Origin of the sequence: Sphingobium sp. B10D7B (genome assembly GCF_025961955.1) — a bacterium.
Taxonomy (GTDB): Bacteria; Pseudomonadota; Alphaproteobacteria; order Sphingomonadales; family Sphingomonadaceae; genus Sphingobium.
This window is the reverse complement of record NZ_JAOQOQ010000001.1, coordinates 3344829-3366812: the sequence shown is the minus strand read 5'-3', so window position 1 is coordinate 3366812 and position 21984 is coordinate 3344829. Positions and strand designations below refer to the sequence as shown.

21 protein-coding genes and 1 pseudogene are annotated in these 21984 nt (G+C 65.6%); 5 read left to right on the top strand and 17 right to left on the bottom strand.

All coding sequences use genetic code 11. The features are described from left to right. Window positions 1-311 precede the first annotated feature (311 nt). From ssb to M2331_RS15775, 13 genes are all read right to left on the bottom strand, one after another. The gene (gene ssb, locus M2331_RS15835) at window positions 312-836 is read right to left on the bottom strand and encodes a single-stranded DNA-binding protein (protein ID WP_181561162.1); all 525 of its coding nucleotides are present in this window, start codon (window positions 834-836) and stop codon (window positions 312-314) included. A 108-nt stretch (window positions 837-944) separates the two neighbouring features. Then, complete coding sequence (feoB, locus tag M2331_RS15830; RefSeq protein WP_181561161.1) at window positions 945-2810, bottom strand: ferrous iron transporter B; 1866 nt, start codon at window positions 2808-2810, stop codon at window positions 945-947. Then, the gene (locus M2331_RS15825) at window positions 2810-3073 is read right to left on the bottom strand and encodes a FeoA family protein (protein WP_181561160.1); all 264 of its coding nucleotides are present in this window, start codon (window positions 3071-3073) and stop codon (window positions 2810-2812) included. The genes feoB and M2331_RS15825 overlap by 1 nt, the downstream gene beginning before the upstream one ends. Window positions 3074-3177: 104 nt before the next feature. Then, complete coding sequence (locus M2331_RS15820) at window positions 3178-3873, bottom strand: COQ9 family protein (RefSeq protein ID WP_181561159.1); 696 nt, start codon at window positions 3871-3873, stop codon at window positions 3178-3180. A gap of 61 nt (window positions 3874-3934) precedes the next feature. Further along, the gene (ribH, locus tag M2331_RS15815) at window positions 3935-4354 is read right to left on the bottom strand and encodes a 6,7-dimethyl-8-ribityllumazine synthase (RefSeq protein WP_181561158.1); all 420 of its coding nucleotides are present in this window, start codon (window positions 4352-4354) and stop codon (window positions 3935-3937) included. Window positions 4355-4386: 32 nt separating this feature from the next. Then, complete coding sequence (locus M2331_RS15810) at window positions 4387-5250, bottom strand: DMT family transporter (protein ID WP_181561157.1); 864 nt, start codon at window positions 5248-5250, stop codon at window positions 4387-4389. A 2-nt stretch (window positions 5251-5252) separates the two neighbouring features. Beyond that, on the bottom strand, window positions 5253-6539 hold the full coding sequence (gene ribB / locus M2331_RS15805) for a 3,4-dihydroxy-2-butanone-4-phosphate synthase (RefSeq protein ID WP_181561156.1): 1287 nt from the start codon (window positions 6537-6539) through the stop codon (window positions 5253-5255). A 54-nt stretch (window positions 6540-6593) separates the two neighbouring features. Further along, window positions 6594-7202 (bottom strand): riboflavin synthase, encoded by a 609-nt coding sequence (locus tag M2331_RS15800; RefSeq protein ID WP_181561155.1) that lies wholly within the window; start codon window positions 7200-7202, stop codon window positions 6594-6596. A gap of 10 nt (window positions 7203-7212) precedes the next feature. Then, window positions 7213-8169 carry a bifunctional diaminohydroxyphosphoribosylaminopyrimidine deaminase/5-amino-6-(5-phosphoribosylamino)uracil reductase RibD gene (gene ribD / locus M2331_RS15795; RefSeq protein WP_181561154.1) on the bottom strand — a complete coding sequence of 319 codons (957 nt, stop codon included), beginning with the start codon at window positions 8167-8169 and terminating at the stop codon, window positions 7213-7215. A 26-nt stretch (window positions 8170-8195) separates the two neighbouring features. After that, window positions 8196-8654: an OmpH family outer membrane protein gene (locus M2331_RS15790; protein WP_181561153.1), complete on the bottom strand. Its 459-nt coding sequence runs from the start codon at window positions 8652-8654 to the stop codon at window positions 8196-8198. Between the two features lie 60 nt (window positions 8655-8714). Further along, on the bottom strand, window positions 8715-9395 hold the full coding sequence (locus M2331_RS15785) for an energy transducer TonB (RefSeq protein WP_181561152.1): 681 nt from the start codon (window positions 9393-9395) through the stop codon (window positions 8715-8717). Between the two features lie 129 nt (window positions 9396-9524). Continuing rightward, window positions 9525-10865 (bottom strand): glutamate--tRNA ligase, encoded by a 1341-nt coding sequence (gene gltX / locus M2331_RS15780; RefSeq protein WP_181561151.1) that lies wholly within the window; start codon window positions 10863-10865, stop codon window positions 9525-9527. Between the two features lie 3 nt (window positions 10866-10868). Further along, window positions 10869-12533, bottom strand: coding sequence for an NAD+ synthase (locus tag M2331_RS15775; RefSeq protein ID WP_181561150.1), 1665 nt, complete (start codon window positions 12531-12533; stop codon window positions 10869-10871). Between the two features lie 174 nt (window positions 12534-12707). Between M2331_RS15775 and M2331_RS15770 the strand changes: the two genes are divergently transcribed. After that, window positions 12708-13643, top strand: coding sequence for a ribose-phosphate pyrophosphokinase (locus M2331_RS15770; RefSeq protein ID WP_181561149.1), 936 nt, complete (start codon window positions 12708-12710; stop codon window positions 13641-13643). A gap of 33 nt (window positions 13644-13676) precedes the next feature. Here M2331_RS15770 and M2331_RS15765 read toward each other — a convergent pair whose 3' ends face one another. Both M2331_RS15765 and M2331_RS15760 read right to left on the bottom strand, forming a co-directional pair. Beyond that, window positions 13677-13808 (bottom strand): hypothetical protein, encoded by a 132-nt coding sequence (locus tag M2331_RS15765; RefSeq protein ID WP_264592426.1) that lies wholly within the window; start codon window positions 13806-13808, stop codon window positions 13677-13679. A 173-nt stretch (window positions 13809-13981) separates the two neighbouring features. Further along, a complete protein-coding gene (locus M2331_RS15760; protein WP_181561148.1) occupies window positions 13982-14683 on the bottom strand; it encodes an NnrU family protein in 702 nt (233 codons plus the stop codon). Between the two features lie 101 nt (window positions 14684-14784). Here M2331_RS15760 and M2331_RS15755 point away from each other — a divergent pair, with 101 nt between their 5' ends. The 3 genes from M2331_RS15755 to M2331_RS15745 all read left to right on the top strand — a co-directional run bounded on the left by M2331_RS15755 (window position 14785) and on the right by M2331_RS15745 (window position 17878). Next, on the top strand, window positions 14785-15972 hold the full coding sequence (locus M2331_RS15755) for an aminodeoxychorismate synthase component I (RefSeq protein WP_181561147.1): 1188 nt from the start codon (window positions 14785-14787) through the stop codon (window positions 15970-15972). 35 nt (window positions 15973-16007) lie between these two features. Then, a complete protein-coding gene (locus tag M2331_RS15750; RefSeq protein ID WP_181561587.1) occupies window positions 16008-16601 on the top strand; it encodes an aminotransferase class IV in 594 nt (197 codons plus the stop codon). Window positions 16602-16675: 74 nt separating this feature from the next. Beyond that, window positions 16676-17878, top strand: a complete 1203-nt coding sequence (locus M2331_RS15745) for a pyridoxal phosphate-dependent aminotransferase (RefSeq protein ID WP_181561146.1) — start codon at window positions 16676-16678, stop codon at window positions 17876-17878. Between the two features lie 321 nt (window positions 17879-18199). Here the strand turns inward: M2331_RS15745 and cobT are convergent, their stop codons facing one another. Beyond that, the gene (cobT, locus tag M2331_RS15740) at window positions 18200-20026 is read right to left on the bottom strand and encodes a cobaltochelatase subunit CobT (RefSeq protein WP_181561145.1); all 1827 of its coding nucleotides are present in this window, start codon (window positions 20024-20026) and stop codon (window positions 18200-18202) included. Between the two features lie 749 nt (window positions 20027-20775). On the opposite strand from cobT, the pseudogene M2331_RS16645 reads away from it, so the two are divergent. Next, window positions 20776-20883, top strand: a pseudogene (locus M2331_RS16645) (PEPxxWA-CTERM sorting domain-containing protein); the annotation flags it as partial. A 45-nt stretch (window positions 20884-20928) separates the two neighbouring features. Here the strand turns inward: M2331_RS16645 and cobS are convergent. After that, the gene (gene cobS, locus M2331_RS15730; RefSeq protein ID WP_181561144.1) at window positions 20929-21936 is read right to left on the bottom strand and encodes a cobaltochelatase subunit CobS; all 1008 of its coding nucleotides are present in this window, start codon (window positions 21934-21936) and stop codon (window positions 20929-20931) included. Window positions 21937-21984: the final 48 nt, after the last annotated feature.

Below are 21984 nucleotides of genomic sequence, written 5' to 3'. Positions count from 1 at the left end.
GAATAATCCGGGCAGTCACCAAGATAATCGACGCGAATTGTCTTATGGCATCGCAACGTCGCCAATCGCGCGTCGTAATTGCTCTGCGGGATTACGCTGAAGACTATAGTTAAACTCTATTTAACTGCGCGCCCTGGGATTTGGACATGCTCACTATAATTGGCGGCGGCGTGGCCGCCCCTTCGGCGGCCAACTGCTTACGCCGCAGGCGCGGACAGACCCACGCACAGAAGCGCTCCGCGCGTCCATTCAGACTGGCGGCTAGCTTTATCGCTGAAAGGAACCCGCGCGCCTTGTGCGCCGGGCGACCGTCAGAACGGAATTTCGTCGTCGTCCAGCCCGTCGTCGAACGCGCTGCTGCTCGAGCGCGCGCCACTGCCGCCAGACGAGGAGCGACCACCGCCGAAGTCGTCATTACCGCCGCCCCAGCTATCGTTGCGGCTGCCGCCACCACCGCCCTGACCGCCGCCACCGCCGCCGCCCTGGCCGCCATCGAGCATCGTCATCACAGCGCCGGGGCCGGAGAGCACGATCTCGGTGGAATAGCGGTCCTGCCCGTTCTGGTCCTGCCATTTGCGGGTCTGCAGCGAGCCTTCGAGATAGACCTTCTTGCCCTTGCGCAGATATTTTTCGGCAATGCCGATCAGGCCATCCGAGCGGATCACGACGCTGTGCCATTCAGTCCGCTCACGGCGCTCACCGGAGGCGCGATCGGTCCAGTTTTCCGACGTCGCGATGCGCAGATTGCAGATGCGTCCGCCATTGCTGAAGCTCTTCACTTCAGGATCGGCACCGAGATTGCCGACCAGAATGACCTTGTTGACGCTGCCTGCCATGGAGCTCTCCGAAAAACGCGACGAGGATAGGAAATCGAACGGCTGCTTATAAAGCTGAACGGCGTCTCGTCCAGATCGCAATACCGCTCTGCATCCGCCTCGCGTCGATTAAAGGCCGAAGGCGACCGCCGTCCAATAGGTCGCGCCCGCGGCCAGCCAGGCCAGCCCGAACAGATAGGCCGTCATGAAAAGCGGCCAGCGCCAGCCATTGGTCTCCCGCCGGGCAACCGCGATGGTCGACAGGCATTGCGGAGCGAACACGAACCAGGCGAGGAAGGCCAGCGCCGTCGGCAGCGACCAGCGCCCCTGCAGGCGTTCGCCAAGTGTGCGGGCGGTCTCGTCCTCATCCTCGCTCGCTTCGATGGCGTTGGCCGTCGCGAGCGCCGACACGGCGACCTCACGCGCTGCCATGGCCGGGATCAGCGCCAGTGCGATTTCATGGTTGAACCCCACCGGCCGCAGCACCGGCTCGATCACGCTCGCGATGCGCCCCGCCGCGCTATACTCGACCAGGCTGGCCGAACTGCCCGCCGGCGGCTTGGGGAAGGAGAGCAGCAGCCACAGGACAATGGTGGTGCCGAAGATGATCGTGCCGGCGCGGCGCAGGAAGATCCACGCACGCTGCCACAGGCCGATGATGACGTCGCGCAGCATCGGCATCTGATATTTCGGCAACTCCATCAGGAAGCTGCCGCCGGGCCCCTTGATGACACCCATACGCAGCAGCATCGCGACGATGACCGCGCCGATGATGCCGGAGACATAAAGCGCAAACAGCACCAGACCCTGCAGGCCAACCCCGCCCCAGACCGTGGTCGAGGGAATGAAGGCGGCGATGATCAGCGTATAGACCGGCAGGCGCGCCGAGCAGGTCATCAGCGGCGCAATGAGGATGGTCGTGAGGCGATCCTTGGGGTCCGAGATGGTCCGTGTGGCCATGATGCCGGGAATGGCGCAGGCAAAGCTGGAGAGCAGCGGAATGAACGCGCGACCGGACAGGCCGACCCGCGCCATCAGACCATCCATCAGGAAGGCGGCGCGGGTCATGTAGCCCGTCGCCTCCAGCATCAGGATGAAGAAGAAGAGAATGAGGATCTGCGGCAGGAAGACCACCACTGACCCCACGCCGTTGATGACGCCCTGCACGATGAGATCGCGCACGAAACCTTCGGGCAGGATCGCTTCCATCGCTGCCTGCAGAGAGGCGAACGCTTCCTCGATCATTGCGATCGGCGCCTCGGACCAGGCGAATACGGCCTGGAAGATAACGAACAGCAGCGCCAGCAGGATGAGCGGACCCAGGAGCGGGTGGAGCACGATCCGGTCGATCTGTGCCGTGATCCGGCGGGTCGGCGTTTCGGCGACGATGGCACGCTGGGCGATTCGGCGCGCTTCGCGACGCAGATCATCGGCGTCCCGCGCTGCGTGCGTTGCGAGGACGGCGGGCGCGGGGGCATGGGCCGGCACTGCCGCCACCATGGCCGCCTTCAGATCATCCAGCCCGCGCCGGCGCACGGCGACGGTCGGGATGACCGGTACGCCGAGGTCGGTCGCAAGCTGCGTCGCATCCAGTTCGAGCCCGTCGCGGGTCGCCAGATCGACCATGTTCAGCGCCAGAACGCAGGGCGAGCCGAGCGCGATCAATTCCAGCGCGAAGCGCAGGTGATTGTCGAGATTGGCGGCATCGACGACGATGACGAGGAGGTCCGGCCGCCGTTCGCCTTCCTGATGGCCGAACACGACGTTGCGGGTCACCTGCTCGTCCGGGCTCTTCGCATCGAGACTATAGGTGCCGGGAAGATCGACGAGATCGGCTGTCCGCCCATCCGGCAGCACCAGCCTTCCGAGCTTGCGCTCAACGGTGACGCCCGGATAATTGCCGACCTTCTGGTGCGCGCCGGTCAGCGCATTGAAGAGCGCGCTCTTGCCGGCATTGGGATTGCCGACCAGCGCGATGGTGAAGCGATCATCCATCACGCCGCTGCCTCACCCGCATCAGCCGCAGTACGGACGTGGATGGCATCGGCATGCGCCGCCCGCATGGCGACGATCATGCGCCCGATGCGGCAGGCATGAGCCCCGCGACCTGTGAATCCGGCGCGATGGAGCAGTTCGACGCTGGCGCCCTCATGCAGGCCGAGCTCACGCAAGCGGCGACCGTCCATCTCGGATATGGCGTTCCAGTCGACACTGTCGACATAGGCGGGGCGATTGGGTTCTAGGGAGGTCAGGCGCAACGCAATATCGATCTCTGGTGGTTTTGCGAACGACTATCAATATCGCCCGATAGAAGCAAGGCGATGCTGGCGCGGCCGTGGCTTATCGGCAGGACGCCAGATGTTTAGCGCCCCCGGTAGCGCAGCCTGCCCAGGAAGCGCGCCATGCTGAAATGCTGGTCGGTCTGCCCAGTCAGCCGGCCCTTGGCCTTCTCGAACCGCATGATCCCTTCGATCCGCCGCGCCAGAAAGGCACGGGTGTCGACATAATCCGTGCTCTCGTCATTGACGAAGACGAGCAGGGTCGCGGCATAGACCCCTGCCAGCGTGGTGCGCTTGGAATAATGATTATAATCTACCGCGCGGTCCCCGGCGGCGCGCCACATCGCATCGGCGGCGCGCCATCCCAGCCGGGTCGCCCGCGGCAGGTTGAGCGGCATCGCCAGCACGGCCTGAGCGCGGCGCAACGCCTCGCGATTGGGCGCCAGCACCGCAAGCCGGGCCTCGACCAGTGCCGTAATCCGCTCGCGAATTTTCATCGCGGCCAGACGGTCTGCCGGCAGGGCATCGAGCATGGCCTGATCGACGCTGGCGAACCACGCATCGATCATGGTCAGAGCGCCGCCGGAGAAAGCCAGCGCCGCCACGTCCCGATCCACACCAGCGGTGTCGGCTGCGACCGCGAGCGCCGCGTCGGACCAGCCATCGAAGGCGGCATTGGCCGCGATCAACGGCGCGAGCCGCAGTCGCAGGTCGTCCAGGGTCTCATCAGCCAGCAGACCGGCGGTCTGCGGCGCGGCGGTGGAGGGCGCGAGGGTCATGCCTCTGCTCTACGGCATTTTCACGCGCGAGGAAATCGCTGCCGCCATCGCCATGACCGTCTCAGCGATACTCTTCGGCGATCTCCAGCATGCGGATCGCAGCAACGGCGGCCTCGCCACCCTTGTTCTTGCGGGCCGGATCGGCACGTTCGAGCGCCTGCGCCTCGTTTTCCACGGTCAGAATGCCATTGCCGATCGGGATGCCATCCATGGTGAGCGCCATCAGTCCACGCGCGCTCTCGTTGGAGACAATCTCGAAATGATAGGTTTCGCCACGGATCACGACGCCGATGGCGACGAAGCCCTCATAGCGCCCGCTCTCCGCGGCCAGCGACACGGCAGCCGGAATCTCCAGCGCGCCGGGCACGGTGAGTACGTCGACCAGATGCCCCGCCGCCTCCAGCGCCGCCCGCGCGCCGGCGATGAGCATATCATTGAGGTGGTCATAGAAGCGTGCTTCGACGATCAGAAACTTGGCCATGTCGGTTCCTTTCAAGACATATGTTCGTGAGCTTATTTGAACGCCGTGCCGGCAATCACCGCGAGCGTGCCCGCCATCACCAGCAGACCGCCCGTCAGGCGGCGCCAGCCGAGCTTCTCCTTGAGCATCCACGCGCCAAGCACAAGCCCGAAGACGATGCTCGATTCGCGCACCGCCGCCACCGCGCCGACTGGCGCCAGACCAAGCGCGAACAGCGCCGGGGCAAACGCAACCACGGCCATCACCCCCGCCCGAAGCCCGGCGACCCGGTCGCGGATCATGAGGGACAAGGCGTTGCGACCGTGGCGCACTGCCAGAGCCGCCGGCATGGGGAATGAGCCGAGCAGGAAGAACCAGGCGATGAAAGTCAGCGAATCCGGCGCGGCGCGCACGCCCTTGGCATCGACCAGCGTGTAACAGGTGGTGAGCAGCCCGGCGATGGCGGCGGCGGCAAAGCCGGCTGGCGAAATGGAGCGGCCGCTCGCCAGCACCAATATGCCGGCGCTCACGACCGCGATCCCAGTCAGGACAAAACCGTCCAGCCGGTCCCCCAGCAGTGCCATGCCGAGCAAGGCGGTGAACACCGGCACGAAGCCGCGAGCGATAGGATAGGCCGCATTGAAATCGCTGACCGAATAGGACCAGGAAAGGACGAGCTGGTAGATGGCATGAACCACGACGGCAGCAAGCAGCCAGGGCCAGAGCACCGCCGGTGGCAGGCCGATCCACAGCACGAATGGCAGGGCGAGCACGAATTCGACGCAGCGAATCCAGGCCAGCACCGCCAGCTTGTTCTCGCCCGATTTGAGCAGCGCGTGCGCCGCCGCCGAGGCGAGCGCCGAGAACAAAGCCAGCAGAAGGCCGGTCAGAACTGCCGCAGCGCTTCCGCCCGCCATGGTCAGACGCCCGTGATCGCCCGCTCCTCGACAACCGCCAGATCATAGCCATCCAGAGCGATCAGATTGTGGTGGCTGTTGGTGAGCAGGATCATGTCATGCACGCCGAGATCGGCCAGGATCTGCGCGCCGACGCCATAATCGCGCAGCTCGTCCATGCCGGCAGGGCTCGCCTCACCGGTACGGATCTTCATCTGCCGGCTGAACCGGTCTTCGCTCGGGCGATTGATGACGACGATGACGCCGGCCCCTGCCTCGGCGATCATTTCCATCGCGCGGGAGAGCAGGCTGGCGCGCGGCCCTTCTTCCCCGAAAATATCGGTGAAGACGGACACCTGATGCATGCGCACGAGCGTCGGCTGCTCGGGCGTGACATGCCCCTTGATGAGCGCGACCTGTTCGGACTCGGTCGCGCGATTGAAGAAGGTCACCGCGCGCCACTCGCCGCCCCAGCGGCTGGTGAACGTGGCTTCTGCGCGCCGCTCCAGCATATGATCGTTGCGGCGGCGATAGGCGATGAGATCGCGAATGGTGCCGATCTTGAGGCGATGCTTCTGCGCGAAGGGAATGAGATCATCGAGGCGGGCCATGGTCCCGTCGTCCTTCATAATCTCGCAGATCACGCCGGAGGGATTGAGACCCGCCAGCCGCGCGACGTCCACCGCCGCCTCAGTATGGCCGGTGCGCACGAGCACCCCGCCATCGCGTGCGATCAGCGGGAAGACATGGCCCGGCGTCACGATAGACTCGCGACCCTTGGAGGCATCGATGGCGACCGCGACGGTCCGTGCACGATCGGCTGCGGAGATCCCGGTGGTCACGCCCTCGCGGGCCTCGATCGATACCGTGAAAGCCGTCTCATGCCGGGTGCCGTTGCTGGCGCTCATCAGGTTGAGGCCCAGCGTTTCGACGCGCTGACGGGTCAGCGCCAGACAAATGAGGCCGCGGCCGTGCGTGGCCATGAAGTTGATCGCATCCGGGGTCGCCATCTGCGCGGGGATGACAAGATCGCCCTCATTCTCGCGATCTTCGTCGTCGACCAGAATGAACATCCGGCCATTGCGCGCCTCGTTGATGATCTCCTCGGCGCTAGCCAAGGCCGTCCCGTGCGCGCGGGCGAGCAGATAGCTTTCCAGCTTGCCCAGCGTGTCGGCGGTGGGATTCCAGTCGGCTTCATCCAACCGGCGCAGGCTGTTGGCGTGGAGCCCGGCGGCACGGGCGAGACCTGAGCGGGACAGAATGCCATCGCGCACCAGCTTACGGACGTTTTCAATCAATTCGCTGCTCATGATGGGCAAATATCACATTGTAATGTGATTGCCAATGCTTCCTGCAGCTTCGCCTTAGCTGCGGGCCTGATGATCCTTCATGCGCGCGAGATAACGGGCCAGCACGTCGATTTCCAGATTCACTGGCTGGCCCGGCGCGAGCTGGCCGAAGGTTGTCACCGACCAGGTGTGCGGGATGATGTTGAGGCCGAAAGTCGAGCCCTCCGGGCCGTCTTCCACCGCATTCACGGTCAGCGACACGCCATCGACCGTGATCGACCCCTTGGCCGCGACATAGGGGGCAAGATCGGCCGGAAGCCGCACGGTGACCCGGTGCGAATCACCTTCGGCTGTGATGCCGGCGACTTCGCCGATGCCATCGACATGACCCGTGACGATGTGCCCGCCCAGCTCATCCCCGAGCTTGAGCGCGCGCTCCAGATTGAGCAACCGCCCTTCTGCCCAGGCGCCCTGCGCGGTGCGCGAGACGGTCTCGGCAGACAGATCGACCGCGAACCAGTCGGCGCCCTTGTCCACCACGGTGAGGCACACGCCGGAACAGGCGATGGAAGCGCCGATATCCACGCCCTCCATGTCGTAATGGCAGCCGATGACCAGACGCAGATCGCCGCGCTGCTGCGCGCTCTGGATGGTGCCGATGTCGGTGATGATGCCGGTAAACATGCCTGCTGCTCTATGCGGGCCGCACGCGTTCGTAAACCTCCAGCCGGTCCGGCGCGAAATTGCGCGCGTCAACCAGACGCCAGCGACCATGCGCCTCGGCCAGATGATCGAGGCCGATATCGCCCAGTGCTGCCTTACCGCACCCGATGAGGATCGGCGCGCGGTAGAGCAAAAGGCGATCCACCAGGTCCGCCGCGAGAAAGGCGCCAGCCGTTTGCGCGCCGCCCTCGACCATCAGATGATCGCCGGGAAGGCCCGCGATTTGAGCCGGAGTCTGGATCGCAAGCCAACCATCCGGCGCCGCACCGCTGTGACTTAGGAGCACCCGGACGGGCGAACGCGACTCCAGCCCGGGCAGGCGCACGTCCAGCCGGGGCTGATCCTGCGTGAGCGTGCCGCGCCCAACCAGGATCAGCTCGTGTCGTGCCCGCTCCAGATGGGTATGCGCCCGCGCCGCCGGACCGGTAATCCACTGGCTCGTCCCGTCTTCCAGCGCAATGCAGCCATCGAGCGAAGTGGCGAGCTTGAGCGTGACGTGAGGTCGCCCCGCCCGCTGGCGCGTGAAGAAGCCAGCCATCGCTTCGCGCGCTCCGGGCGCTAGTTCTGGCAGAGTATCGACGATCAGCCCCGCGTCCCGCAAGCGCGCGATGCCGCGACCGTTGGTCCGTGGATCGGGATCGCCTGCCGCCACGACGACGCGGCGCACGCCTGCCTCCACCAGCAGATTGGAACAGCAGGGGCCGCGCGCGGATTGGTGCGCGCAGGGCTCCAGGCTGACATAGGCCGTGCCGCCCCGCGCCGATGCGCCCGCCATGGCCAGCGCCATCGCCTCGGCATGAGGGCGGCCGCCAGGCTGAGTCCAGCCCCGCCCGACGACGCGGCCTGCGGCATCGAGCATTATGCATCCGACATTGGGATTGGGCGCGGTGCGACCGCGCGAGCGGTGGGACAAGGCGATGGCTGCCATCAGCCAGGCGCTGTCGCCCGGAAGAGTCAGGGCGTTGCCGTCGCGGTATTGCCCGCTACGCCGCCTTCCTTGGCCAGAGCCGCAGCAAGCTTCTGCTGCAACTCCTTTTCCTTCGCATCGAACAGTTCTTCGCGCTCGCGCTTGGTGCGCGCGGCATCTTCGCGCCAGTCGATACCGAGACTATCGGCGAGGCGCTGAAACTCGCCCTGCTTGCTCTCAAGCGCCACCCGATACCGCGCGAAATCCTCAATCTGGCGCTGGATGATCGCACTGTCCGGCCGGTTGGCCTCCCAATTCTCGATGTAGATGATCTGCCGTTCCTGCTCCGGCTTGCGCGAGTCGATCGCGAACCCCCAGAGCAGAACGCCAGTCAGCGTCACCGAGAGCGCAAGAATGCTCCAGCGGTGCGGGCGATCGGGCGCGAACATCTCGCGCAGATCGGACGCAGCACTCCGTGGAGAAACCGGGCGGGGAAAAATGGCCATGGCGCCTACATAGGGAGGCACCATGGCCTTGAAAAGCAGCGCGTCATCGTGACGCCCCGCTTAACGCTCCAGTTCGAAGCGCAAGGTGAGCACCTGCTCGGACGCGACCGGCACGCCATCCCGCGTGGCCGGGCGGAAACGCCAAGCCCGCAGCGCGTGGCGCTGGGCCGCCTCGAAGAAGGCCGGATCGCTCGCGCGGACCTGCTCGACCGCGGTCACCCGTCCACGCTCGTCGATGCTGACCCGCACCGTGACGCTGCCCTCGCGCCCTTCGCGCTGCATGGCGGGGGGATAAGGCGGGCGAAACCGGTCAGCAAACCGCGCATCGGGCTGAGCGGGCACGATGACTGGCGCAGCGGGCGGCGTGACGATGGTCTTGCCGGCATCCGGGTCAGGCAAAGGCGGGTAGGGCTTCGTCGTCAAATCGGTCATGGTGCCGAGGTTGATTTGCGGATCGACCCTCACCGGGTCGCGTGGCGTATCGAGCGGGCGAGCCGGCTGAGTCTCCACTTTCGCCTCCGGCTCCGGTGTGACGGGCGGCGGCAACGGAGCGGTCGGCACGAACCGCACATCAATGGGAGGGGTCGGTGCGGGCCTCAAATAATGTGTGGCCGGCAAGGCGATCAACAGCCCGATGAGCCCGCCATTAAAGGCAATGGCCGCTGCCAGCGCGCCCGGTGACCGCCGGGCCGCATAGCCGCTCTGGGGGGCATAGGATGATTGAGACGACACAAGGGACATGACACCTCTCCTGATTTTATTTGTGATGTTATACTATGACTAAATAGAGGTCAGGCGAAGCGGTTTTTATAGGGTGTCAGAGTGCGTATGGGTCGGCCGCCGGTGGGCGTTACCGGCGCCGAGTATCGCTCAGCTGGTGGCGGCAGCACGCAGCCGGGCGAGCGCGCAATCCCGCCCGATCAGCGGTAGCAGCGCGGCCATGTCCGGGCCGTGATCCACGCCGGTCAGGGCGAGGCGCAACGGCAGGAACAGCGCCTTGCCCTTGCGCCCACTGCTCTGCTTGAGCGCGCTCGTCAGCGCCCGCCAGGGATCGGCGGCAAAGTCGATATTCGCTGCAACCTCGGCAGCCTGAGCGAGGAACGCGTGGTCTTCGGCATCGAGATCGGGCCGCGCGATCTCGCCGCTGAGCACCGCAACCCAGTCCGCTGCCCCCGCCACCGTCTCGAGATTGGGTTGCACGACCGGCCACGCGGCAGCGTCGATTTGCGCCGGGAGGCGATCGGCGACCGCCTCATAGGGCAGCATGTGGACGATCTTGGCGTTGAGGCCGAGCAGCTCTTCATCCGAGAAGCGGGCGGGCGCTCGCCCGAAATGCGCGAAATCGAAGCGCTCGATCAGCGGGGCCATGTCGATGACCGGCTCCACCGGGTCGCTGGTGCCGAGCCGGGCCAGCAGCGCGCTGATGGTGATCGCCTCGACCCCCGCTTCCCGCAGATCGCCGACGCCGACCGCGCCGAGTCGCTTGGAGAGCTTGCCTTCCGCACCGATGAGCAGGGCCATATGGGCAAACTGCGGCAGCGATGCGCCGAGGGCTACAAACATCTGCAACTGCGTCGCCGTGTTGGAGACATGATCCTCGCCACGCAACACATGGGTGACGCCCATGTCGATATCGTCGATCACCGAGGGCAGCATATAGAGCCAGCTCCCGTCCGCCCGGCGAATCACCGGGTCGGAGAGCAGTTTGGGGTCGAAATGCTGGTCGCCCCGGATCAGGTCGACCCATTCGATCGGCGCATCATGATCCAGCTTGAACCGCCAGTGCGGCTGCTCGCCGGCCGCCTGCTTCGCCGCAATCTCGTCCGCGCTTAGCGCCAGCGCGGCGCGATCATAGACCGGGGGCAGACCGCGCCCGAGCAGGATCTTGCGCCGCAAGTCCAGCTCCTGCGCCGACTCAAAGCAGGGATAGACCCGCCCGGCGGCCCGCAGCGCCGCAAACTTCTCCTCATAGAGGTCGAACCGCGCGGACTGGCGCACCTCACCGTCCATGGCGAGGCCGAGCCAGGCGAGATCGGCCCGGATGCCCTCGACAAAGCGCTCCTCGCTGCGCGCGGTATCGGTGTCATCGATGCGAAGCAGGCACTGCCCGCCCATCTTGCGCGCCCACAGCCAGTTGTGGAGCGCCGCGCGGATGTTGCCGACATGCAGATGGCCGGTCGGCGACGGCGCGAAACGGGTAATGACGGTCATGGTTCAGGCGGTCCGGAAAGCATTGGTGATGGGATAACGCCGGTCGCGACCGAAATTGCGGCCGCCCAGCTTCACCCCCGGAGGCGCCTGCCGGCGCTTATATTCGGCCACGTACAGCAGCCGCTCGATGCGGGCGACGGTCGCACGATCGAAACCCATGGCGGCAAGCTGATCGACCGACTTTTCCTGTTCGACCAGGCCGTAGAGAATGGGGTCCAACACCTCATAAGGCGGCAGGCTGTCCGAATCCTTCTGGTCCTCGCGCAATTCGGCGGTGGGCGGCTTGGTGATGACGCGTTCCGGCATCACCGGCCCGTCCGGCCCTAGCCCAAGCGCCGGCTTCTCCGCATTGCGCCACCGCGAGAGATCGAATACGGTCGTCTTATAGGCATCCTTGAGCACCGAATAGCCGCCCGCCATGTCGCCATAAATGGTGGCATAGCCCACGCTCATCTCGCTCTTGTTGCCGGTGGTGAGCAGCATGTGGCCGAACTTGTTGGAGAGCGCCATCAGCGTCACGCCGCGAATGCGCGACTGGATGTTTTCCTCGGTCAGATCCGCGGTCCGCCCGGTGAACGCCTCCGCCAACATGGCTTCGAACGCGCCGACGGCGGGGGAAATCGGGATGGTATCGAGCCGGCAGCCGAGCAGACGCGCGCACTCCGCCGCATCGTCCAGACTTTCCTGGCCGGTGAAGCGCGACGGCATCATCACGCACCAGACGCGATCCGCACCCAGCGCATCCACCGCCACAGCTGCGGAAAGCGCGCTGTCGATACCGCCCGAAAGCCCGAGCACCACGCCGGGGAAGCGATTGCGGTTCACATAGTCGCGTAGCCCCACGACCATCGCGTGATAGATATCCGCCGGGTGCGCATCCAGCGCGTGCACCTCGCCCGGCTTGCAGAACCAGCGGCCATCGTCTCCCCGGTCCCACTGCGTGATGACCAGCGCTTCTTCCCAGTCCGGCAGCATATGGGCGATATCGCCGTCCGCATTCAGCACGAAGGAAGCCCCGTCGAACACCAGCTCGTCCTGCCCGCCGACCCGGTTGAGATACAGGAGCGGCAAGCCCGTTTCGTTGACGCGCTCCATGCACACGCCCCGGACGCGAAAATCGTCCTTGGCCACCTCATAGGGGCTGCCGTTGATCGAGATGAGCAGCTCCGCGCCCTTTTCCGCCAGATGCCCGGTGACGAAGGGGAACCAGATGTCCTCGCAGATCGGCAGACCCAGCTTCACGCCCCGAAACTCGACCGGGTCGGGCAGCGGCCCGGGCGCGAACAGCCGCTTCTCGTCAAAGGTGCCGTAATTGGGCAGCTCGCGCTTCTGGCGGATCGCGACCACCTTGCCGCCATCGAGCAGCGCCGCGCAATTGAACAGCAGGCCTTTGTTGGCGATGACCGTGCCGACAAGCATCGCCGGGCCACCATCCGACGTCGCCTCGGCGAGCTGGTGCAGCGCCGTCTCCGCGCGCGCGGCCAGCGCGGGCTTGAGCACCAGATCCTCGGGCGGATAGCCGATGAGCTGCAACTCGGGGTACACGATCAGATCCGCGCCCTGCTCGCGCGCCTTTTCCCGGCAGGCCAGCATGGCCTCTGCATTACCCGTGATATCGCCCATGCTCTGATTGAGCTGGGCCATGGCGATCCGGAGAGAGGCTGTCATAGCGCCGCTTTATGGGCGGGCGGGGGCGGGAGCAAGGGCGTCGCCGAGCCGGATATGCGGCCTTGCCGCACCATTGACCGCAACCCCTTGTCCCCGAACCGTCACAAGCGCCTTTTCAGCGGGGCACCTGCTCGCTAGAGGGGCCGCGACAACCGCAGCCATGGGGACCCCGACATGAAGATCATCTCTGGCAACGGCAACATGCCGCTCGCCCAGGCGATTGCCGATTATGTGGAGCTCCCGCTCACCGATGCGAGCGTGCGGCGTTTTGCGGACGAGGAAATCTTCGTCGAGATTCACGAGAATGTGCGCGGCGAGGATGTGTTCGTTGTGCAGTCGACCAGCTATCCGGCCAACGACAATCTCATGGAACTGCTGATCATGATCGATGCGCTCAAGCGCGCCTCGGCGCGGCGCATCACGGCGGTAGTCCCTTATTTCGGCTACGCCCGGCAGGACCGCAAGCCCGGCCCGCGCACGCCGATCTCGGCCAAGCTGGTGGCGAACCTCATCACCACCGCCGGCGCCAATCGCGTCCTCTCGGTCGACCTCCATGCCGGACAGATCCAGGGCTTCTTCGATATCCCGACCGACAATCTGTTCGGCGCGCCCGTGATGTCCGCAGACATTCAGGCCCGTTTCCCGAATGAGAATCTGATGGTCGTCTCGCCGGACGTCGGCGGCGTGGTCCGTGCTCGCGCGCTGGCCAAGCGGCTCGACAATGCCCCGCTCGCCATCGTCGACAAGCGCCGCGAGCGCGCCGGCGAATCGGAAGTGATGAACATCATCGGCGACGTGAAGGGCCGCTTCTGCATCCTGATCGACGACATCGTCGATTCGGCGGGCACGCTCTGCAACGCAGCCGCCGCGCTCAAGAATGCCGGCGCGACCGACGTCGTGGCTTATGTGACGCATGGCGTGCTCTCGGGTGGCGCAGTCGCGCGGGTGGAAGGCTCCGCCCTGCGCGAGCTGGTCATCACCGACTCGATTCTCGCCACGCCCTCCGTCGCGGCCTCGACCAAGATCCGGCAACTGCCGATTGCGCCGCTGCTCGGTGAAGCGATCCGCCGCATCGCGGACGAAAGCTCGGTCAGCTCGCTGTTCGACTGATCGGGCGCCGGGGCAGCTGACCCCGGCCGCAGATCAGAAACCGGCGTCGAGTCGGCGCAGGCGCATGGTGGCGCCGACAAAGCCCATCACGCAGATCATCAGCGACCAGCGCGCCGCCTCGGGCGCGGAACGCAGCAACAGCGCAAGGCCCAGCGCCGCGAGCATAGCCACTATTGCGCCTGCGATCCTGCCAAACCCGAACATGATACGCCTTCCGCTCCCGCGATAGCCGATGACACGGATTCGCCCATGCGCCGAACAGCGGCTGACAATCCACGACATTGACGATGCCGGCCGGCCCAAACCGGGGTGGCGCGTCGATTTTGGGAGAGACTGTGTCATCCAATCCACAGCCAAGGCGGCACGAACGGTCCGCCCAGCAAGAGATGCGCCCAGGTGGCACCGAGCCAGAGGATGACGCCGCCGAGCACCGGAACGACGCCCGGCCACAGCGCGTGCCACTCCGCCTTCCCGGACAGGAGCGCGGCGAATGGCACAAAGCTCGTGCGCGCCTGCCACTGGCGCCATGGCGCACCCAGGAGCCGAGCCTTCTTCCGGTCCTGCCCCAGCGCACCCACACAGGCGAGCAGGGCGATGCCGCCACTCAGGATCAGCGTCCGTCCGGATGGCCAGAGCGTGGCGTGAACCAGCGCCCAGAGAATGAAGCTCCACATCATCGGGTGGCGCGTCACGGCATAGACACCCCGGGCGCGCTCGGGCGCGGTCATCTGCCCGGTGGGATCGACCATCGCCGGATTGCCGATGAGCGAGCCGACCAGCATGACGCCGGCGAGCGCCATAACTAGCCCGCCGAGGTGCCACAGGCCGATGGGCGCCATCCACAGCAGCGGCGCTGCGGGCGCGGCCCGGAAAGCGAGGATCGTCCAGCCCAGCGTGGCAAAGGCGGTGAGGGTATAGAGGCCAAGAAAGCCCCGCTCGCCCAGCCGCGCCACCAGAGGCGCACGAAGGGGATGGGACAGGAGAAGGTGCGTGCCGACGAAGCTCCCCATCGCCAGAGCCAGATGTATCAAAGCCTGCATGAGACGTACCTCCTGGACGCTGCCGCCTGTCCAGCTTCTACACCGAGTCTGACGGTGCTGAAACGCTGGCCTTGATGCCATCACGCTGCCAATAGGGCGCCATGACTCGCCCCGCCCTGCCCATATCGTCCGACGCACCCTTTGTGCTGCTCGATGATGCGCGGGCAGACGGATCGGGCAGCGCAATGCTATTCCGCGACCCGGTCGAGATCATCCGCGCCGATCGGCTGGTCGATGTGTTGCCTGCGCTGGCGCGGGTGGACGCTGCCGTCAAAACCGGCCTCCACGCCGCCGGCTACCTCTCTTATGCGGCGGGCCACGCCTTCGAGGCGCGGCTGAACGGCTATGCGCCGCGCGAGGGCGATGCCGGGCCCTTGCTCTGGTTCGGCTTGTTCGACGCGCCCCAGCTCATCGCGGCGGATGCCGTGGATGCGCTGTTGCCGGAGACGCCCGTCACGATCGGCCCGATCGAGCCGATGATCTCGCGCGCGGACTATGGCCGCGCCATCGGGACGGTGCTGGACTATATCCGCGCCGGCGACATCTATCAGGCGAACCTGACCTTCCCCGCGCGCGTCGCCATCGATGGCGATCCCCTCGCCGCCTATCGCGCCATCCGGCCACGCGCCGCCGCCGGCCACGGCGCCTTGCTGCGCCATGACGGCCGGCATGTCCTGTCTTTCTCGCCCGAGAGCTTCTTCACGCTGGACGATGGCATGGTGACGACCCGGCCGATGAAAGGCACCGCGCGGCGCGATGCCGACCCAGCCCGCGATGCCGCCGCGGCGCGTGACCTCGCCAGCGACCCCAAGCAGCGCGCCGAAAATCTGATGATCGTTGACCTTTTGCGCAACGACATCTCGCGCGTGACGCAGGCGGGCAGCGTCGCGGTGCCCGCTCTCTTCCATGTCGAGCATTATCCCACGGTCCATCAGATGATCTCCGTCGTCGTGGGCCGGCTGCAATCGCAACTCGGGCCGGCGGACGTGCTGCGCGCCCTCTTCCCTTGCGGATCGATCACCGGGGCGCCCAAGCTGCGCGCCATGGAGATCATCCGCGAAGTCGAACGGTTCGGGCGCGGACTCTACACGGGCAGCATTGGCCATATTGCACCGGACGGCACCGCACGGTTCAACGTCGCCATCCGCACCATCGTGCTGGAGAAGGACGCCCGGACGGGCATCGTCGGGCTGGGCTCCGGCATCGTTGCGGACAGCCAGCCGGAAGCAGAATGGCAGGAATGCCTCGACAAGGGACGGTTTCTGGCCGTTGGGGAGAACGTGCTTTGATCGCAAAGGCCCATCATTTCGACCTCATCGAAACCATGGCCTTCGATCCCGAGATCGGCCTGCCGCTTCTCGACCTCCACATCCGGCGACTCGAACGCAGCGCGCACGAACTCGGCTTCATTCTCGACCGGCATGAGCTGCGCAACGAGCTGCAGGCCGCGACCTTCGGCTTTGTCGAGCCGAGGCGCGTGCGCATCCTGCTCGGCCGGATCGGCACGCTCAGTATCGAGGTTCGCGAAATGCCGCCCTTGCCGGAGGGACCGGCGTCGGTGAGCATCGCGCCCCGCCTGCTCGGCGGAGACGATATTCGCGTGCGGCACAAGACCACGGACCGGCGCCATTATGAAGTGCCCCTGCGGCAATCGGGCACGTTCGAAGTGCTGCTGACCGACGAGGCCGGCTATCTGACGGAGGGTTGCTTCACCAACCTGTTCCTCCAGCGGGGCGAGACCCTGCTGACGCCTCCCCTTGCGCGCGGCCTGCTGCCGGGCGTGCTGCGCCAGAGCCTGATCGACCAGGGCAAGGCGCAGGAGGCCGACCTCCGGCCCGAGGATCTGGCAGACGGTTTCCTCATCGGTAATGCCGCGCGCGGGCTGATGGCTGCGAGGCTGGTTGCGCCGCAAGGCTGAGCGCACTATGCACCGCGCCGTCCGGGAGCGTCCCGGGCGCCACGCGCATCATCCCTGACTGTCAGGAGCTTTCCATGTCCCGGACTTCCGCCGCCCTCGGCCGTATTCAGCCCAGCGCCACGCTCGCGATGACCGACAAGGTCATTGCCCTCAAGCGGGAAGGCAAGGACATCATCGGCCTTTCCGCCGGCGAGCCGGACTTCGACACGCCCGATTTCGTGAAGGATGCCGCCATCGCCGCGATCCGCGGTGGCCAGACCAAATATACCAATGTCGACGGCACCGCCGAGCTGAAGGAAGCCATCGCCGCCAAGTTCAAGCGCGATAACGAGCTCTCCTACAAGACGAGCGAGATCAGCGTGAACTCGGGCGGCAAGCACACCCTGTTCAACGCGCTGGTCGCGACGGTGGAAGCCGGCGACGAGGTCATCATCCCGGCGCCTTATTGGGTGAGCTATCCCGACATCGTGAACTTTGCCGGAGGCACGCCGGTGATCATCGCGGCCGGTGCCGACCAGCTCTACAAGATCACGCCGGCCCAGCTCGACGCCGCGATCACGCCCAAGACGCGCTGGGTGCTGCTCAACTCGCCCTCTAACCCGACGGGCGCGGCCTATTCCGGCGAGGAGTTGATGGCGCTCGGTGAGGTGCTGCGCAAGCACCCGCATGTGCTGATCCTCACCGACGACATGTACGAGCATGTCTGGTATGCGCCGACCCCGTTTAAGACGATCGCGCAGGTCTGCCCGGATCTCTACGAGCGCACGCTGACGGTGAACGGCGTGTCCAAGGCTTATTCGATGACCGGATGGCGCATCGGCTATGCCGGTGGTCCGCAGTGGATCATCAAAGCGATGGCCAAGCTGCAGTCTCAGTCGACCTCCAACCCCTGCTCGATCAGCCAGGCCGCGGCGACGGCCGCACTGAATGGCGACCAGAGCTTCCTCATCGAGCGCAACGAGGCATTCCGCAAGCGCCGCGATCTGGTGGTGGCCATGCTGAACGATGCGCCGGGCCTCAATTGCCCGACGCCGGAAGGCGCCTTCTACGTCTATCCCGATGCCGCCGGCTGCATCGGCAAGACCACGCCCGAGGGCAAGACCATTGCCACGGACGAGGACCTCATCACCTATTTCCTCGAGAGCAAGGGCGTCGCAGCCGTCCACGGCGGCGCCTTCGGCCTCGCCCCGGCCTTCCGCGTGAGCTACGCGACCTCGGAAGAAATCCTGCGCAAGGCCTGCACGCGCATCCAGGAAGCCTGCGCCGCGCTGAAGTGATAAAGGACAGGCCGGCCTGAGCGGGAACGCCGGGCCGGCCTGCCTCCAGCGCCGCCTGACGGGCGCTATTACTGGCGTCGGCACGGATAACTCTTCGAGCAGCCCTCCGTTCGTCCTGAGTAGCTGCTGAGCCTGTCGAAGCAGCGTATCGAAGGACCGGCCCGTGCGCTGCGATGCTTCGATAGGGCTCTTCGATATGCGCCTGCGGCGCTCCTCAGAGCCTACTCAGCACGGACGGTGAAGATCGGCGAAGACCGCTTCGGCGTCATGATCGGAGCTTCCCCAGGCGAAGAAATGCTCCCCGACGCAAGGCTCGTCCAACTAGTCCTTGTCGAACAGCGCAGCGAGTTGCTCCACCATCGCCCCGCCCAATTGCTCGGCATCCATGATCGTGACGGCGCGCTTGTAATAGCGGGTGACGTCGTGGCCGATGCCGATGGCAATCAGCTCGACCGGTGAGCGCCCTTCGATCCAGCCAATCACTTGCCGCAGGTGCCGTTCCAGATAGGTGCCGTTGTTCACCGACAGCGTCGAATCGTCGACCGGCGCCCCATCGGAGATCACCATGAGGATGCGCCGCTCCTCGGAGCGGGCGAGCAGGCGGTTGTGCGCCCAGAGCAGCGCTTCCCCGTCGATATTCTCCTTGAGCAGCCCCTCGCGCATCATCAGGCCGAGGCTGGCCTTGGCACGGCGCCAGGGCTCATCCGCCTTCTTGTAGATGATGTGGCGCAGATCGTTGAGACGACCGGGCCGGGGCGGACGCCCGGCGGCCAGCCATTGTTCGCGACTCTGCCCGCCTTTCCAGGCGCGGGTGGTGAAGCCCAGCACTTCAGTCTTCACGCCGCAGCGCTCCAGGGTGCGGGCCATGATGTCCGCGCTGATCGCTGCGATGCCGATGGGCCGCCCCCGCATCGAGCCGCTATTGTCGATCAGCAGCGTCACCACCGTATCGCGGAAATCGGTGTCCCGCTCCATCTTGTAGGAGAGCGAATGCGCGGGATTGACGACGACGCGCGCCAGTCGCGCGGCATCGAGCATGCCTTCTTCCTGATCGAAATCCCAGCTGCGGTTCTGCTGGGCCTGCAGGCGCCGCTGCAGACGGTGCGCCAGCTTTGAGACCGCGCCCTGGAACGGGGCGAGCTGCTGGTCAAGAAATCCACGCAAGCGCACCAGCTCGTCAGCGTCACACAGGTCGAGCGCCGTCACCACCTCGTCGAACTTCGTCGTATAGGCGTGGTAGTCGAAGTCCGGCGGCAGGTCCGAGAGGGGCCGATTGGGGCGCACGGGCATGGCGCCATCGTCATCCTGCGCGTCGCCATCGCCATCCTCGTCCGAGTCGCCGTCCTGCTCCTCGCGCTCTTCGGACATCTCCTCACCCGGCTCGCCCTTATCCTCGCCGCGCGTGTCGGCGCGGGACTGATCGTCCTCCTCGCCCTCGTCTTCTTCCTTGTCCTCGTCCTGCTGCTCGGATTGCTCGTCCTGGTCCTCGTCATCCTCGTCGGGCGATTCGGGGGGAATCTCGGCGCGCACCAGCTCGAGATGCTGGAGCATCGAGAGCACCTTGTCCTGAAAGGCCTGCTGATCGTCGAGGCACAAAGACAGCCCTTCAAAGTCGTCAGCGGCCTTCTCGTCGATCCACTCGCGCAGAAATTCGATACCCTTGAGCGATTCAGGCGGCGGCGCTTCCCCGGTCAGCTTCTCGCGCAGCAGCAAGGCGACCGCACCCTGCACCGGCACTTCATCGGCCGATTGCGCACGCGTGATCGGGTCGGAATGGGTGCGCATGTCCAGCGCGGCGGCGAGATTGGCCCGCATGCCGGCGTAGTTCTTGGAGCCCAGCGCCTCATAACGGACCATCTCGACGGCATCATAGACGGCGCGCGCAGCGGGCTCGCTCGGCGCCCGCGCGGAATGGAGTCGCGCATCATGGTGGCGAAGCTTGAGCGCGAAGCTGTCTGCAAAGCCGCGCGCGAGCGCGACCTGATCCGCCGGCAGATTGCGCGTCGGCGTGGGCACCTTGATCTGCTTGCCGGCGAGGTGCGGTGCATCGGGCGTGAAGCCGAGCTCAACCTCGGCATCATGTGCGACAGCGCGCGAGGCGCCGGTGAGAACTTCCTTGAAGCGGTCGAGGGGGGAACGGTCAGCCATGATGTACAATGGGCTGGTCCAGTGCCCCGATCCTGTCAACCCTCCTGCCCTTTGGCAGAGCTGCCCATCTCAGCCCGTCAACCTTTGCGCGTGCAGCTGTGCCGCTGTGGAACAGCACCCAAATTATTAGGATTTCTTGGTTAAATCCATTTTCGAACGCGGCCTGCCTGCCTATCAGCGTCCCCAAGGGACGGTGCTGGAGCGGCCAGGCCGCGCAGCTTTTTGTGATAGGACGATTGCCCATGATCCGGACTGCCTGCCTTGCCGCGATGCTGACGAGCGGCGCACTCCTGCCGATCCAGAGCGTCAGCGCGGCGGTCAATCTCAATGCGCGCATCGCCCTGCTGACCAGCATTCTGCACACCGAGGCCAGCTTCTCGCAGCGCGATTTCAGCTTTGCGATCAACAGCGGCGGCAGCCAGCAGATGGTCTTCAAGGGCCTGGATGGCGTGCGCAACTTCAACAATTATGCCCAGCTCAACAATTGGCTGGGCCATTATGCGGATTCGCAAGGCGTTTTCGAGGGCGGCCAGTACAAGTTCACCCACTCCGTACTCGACAGCTATTTCACCAGCCCGGCACCCGCCACGCCGATGGCGACCGTGACTGAGCCGACGCCAACCGTGTTCGAGGGCGCGCCCTACAAGTTCACCCATTCGGTGCTGGGCAGCTATTTCGACGAAGCCGCGGAGCCGCAGGCAGAGTCGCACACGGAGACCGCCGGCCCGCTGATGCGCGCGATGATGGCACCGCCGCCCGCCATTCCCGAGCCGGCGACGTGGGCCATGATGATTGCCGGTTTCGCGCTGGCCGGCGTCGCCCTGCGCTACCGGGTGACCCGCACGCGCATCGCCTGATCACCCATTCGCGAAGGCGGCCCGCGCTCGGGCCGCCTTGCCGCGTCAGGCGCTCTTGCCGACGACGCTTTCCGGCAGATCCTTGCCGAACACGCGCTGGTAATATTCCGCCACCAGCGCCCGCTCCGCCTCGTCGCACTTGTTGAGGAATGACAGGCGGAAGGCGAAGCCGACATCCTTGAAAATCAGCGTGTTCTGCGCCCAGGAGATCACCGTGCGCGGGCTCATCACGGTGGAAATATCCCCGTTGATGAAGCCCTGACGGGTCAGTTCCGCGACGCGGATCATCTTCGCGACTTCCTCGCGCCCGCCGGGATGATCATATTCGCCGGACTTGGCGAGAACGATCTGCGCCTCGGTCTCGGCCGGTAGATAGTTCAGCGTCACCACCAGATTCCAGCGGTCCATCTGGCCCTGGTTGATCTGCTGGGTGCCATGATAGAGGCCCGTGGTGTCACCCAGGCCGACCGTGTTGGCGGTGGCGAACATGCGGAACCACGGGCTCGGACGAATCACCCGGTTCTGGTCGAGCAGGGTCATCTTGCCGTCCGCTTCCAGCACGCGCTGGATGACGAACATCACGTCCGGACGGCCGGCGTCATATTCGTCGAACACCAACGCCACCGGGCGTTGCAAGGCCCAGGGCAGCAGGCCTTCCTTGAACTCGGTGACCTGCTGACCGTCCTTGAGGACGATGGTGTCACGCCCGACGAGATCGATGCGGCTGATATGCGCATCGAGGTTGATGCGAATGCAGGGCCAGTTGAGCCGCGCCGCGATCTGCTCGATGTGAGTCGACTTGCCGGTGCCGTGATAGCCCTGCACCATCACCCGGCGATTATAGGCATAGCCGGCCAGGATCGCGAGCGTCGTGTCCGGATCGAACACATAGGCGGGGTCCGTATCCGGCACGCGCTCGTCCGCTTCGGAAAAGGCGGGGATCTCCATGTCGATATCGACCCCGAACACCTCGCGCGCGCTCACGACGCGATCGGGCGCATCGAGCAGCACCTCGCTGCGCATGTCGGAATTGGTGTTGGGCAGATCGGTCATAGTCATCATCTTCCTGCGAGTCACACAGCCCCTAACCGATTGCCGCGC

Bases quoted from the DNA above. Each gene is read 5' to 3' on its own strand.
- ssb (WP_181561162.1), bottom strand. From the start codon at position 836: ATGGCAGGCAGCGTCAACAAGGTCATTCTGGTCGGCAATCTCGGTGCC.
- feoB (WP_181561161.1), bottom strand. From the start codon at position 2,810: ATGGATGATCGCTTCACCATCGCGCTGGTCGGCAATCCCAATGCCGGC.
- M2331_RS15820 (WP_181561159.1), bottom strand. From the start codon at position 3,873: ATGACCCTCGCGCCCTCCACCGCCGCGCCGCAGACCGCCGGTCTGCTG.
- ribH (WP_181561158.1), bottom strand. From the start codon at position 4,354: ATGGCCAAGTTTCTGATCGTCGAAGCACGCTTCTATGACCACCTCAAT.
- M2331_RS15810 (WP_181561157.1), bottom strand. From the start codon at position 5,250: ATGGCGGGCGGAAGCGCTGCGGCAGTTCTGACCGGCCTTCTGCTGGCT.
- ribB (WP_181561156.1), bottom strand. From the start codon at position 6,539: ATGAGCAGCGAATTGATTGAAAACGTCCGTAAGCTGGTGCGCGATGGC.
- M2331_RS15800 (WP_181561155.1), bottom strand. From the start codon at position 7,202: ATGTTTACCGGCATCATCACCGACATCGGCACCATCCAGAGCGCGCAG.
- ribD (WP_181561154.1), bottom strand. From the start codon at position 8,169: ATGGCAGCCATCGCCTTGTCCCACCGCTCGCGCGGTCGCACCGCGCCC.
- M2331_RS15790 (WP_181561153.1), bottom strand. From the start codon at position 8,654: ATGGCCATTTTTCCCCGCCCGGTTTCTCCACGGAGTGCTGCGTCCGAT.
- M2331_RS15785 (WP_181561152.1), bottom strand. From the start codon at position 9,395: ATGTCCCTTGTGTCGTCTCAATCATCCTATGCCCCCCAGAGCGGCTAT.
- gltX (WP_181561151.1), bottom strand. From the start codon at position 10,865: ATGACCGTCATTACCCGTTTCGCGCCGTCGCCGACCGGCCATCTGCAT.
- M2331_RS15775 (WP_181561150.1), bottom strand. From the start codon at position 12,533: ATGACAGCCTCTCTCCGGATCGCCATGGCCCAGCTCAATCAGAGCATG.
- M2331_RS15770 (WP_181561149.1), top strand. From the start codon at position 12,708: ATGAAGATCATCTCTGGCAACGGCAACATGCCGCTCGCCCAGGCGATT.
- M2331_RS15765 (WP_264592426.1), bottom strand. From the start codon at position 13,808: ATGCTCGCGGCGCTGGGCCTTGCGCTGTTGCTGCGTTCCGCGCCCGAG.
- M2331_RS15760 (WP_181561148.1), bottom strand. From the start codon at position 14,683: ATGCAGGCTTTGATACATCTGGCTCTGGCGATGGGGAGCTTCGTCGGC.
- M2331_RS15755 (WP_181561147.1), top strand. From the start codon at position 14,785: ATGACTCGCCCCGCCCTGCCCATATCGTCCGACGCACCCTTTGTGCTG.
- M2331_RS15750 (WP_181561587.1), top strand. From the start codon at position 16,008: ATGGCCTTCGATCCCGAGATCGGCCTGCCGCTTCTCGACCTCCACATC.
- M2331_RS15745 (WP_181561146.1), top strand. From the start codon at position 16,676: ATGTCCCGGACTTCCGCCGCCCTCGGCCGTATTCAGCCCAGCGCCACG.
- cobT (WP_181561145.1), bottom strand. From the start codon at position 20,026: ATGGCTGACCGTTCCCCCCTCGACCGCTTCAAGGAAGTTCTCACCGGC.
- cobS (WP_181561144.1), bottom strand. From the start codon at position 21,936: ATGACCGATCTGCCCAACACCAATTCCGACATGCGCAGCGAGGTGCTG.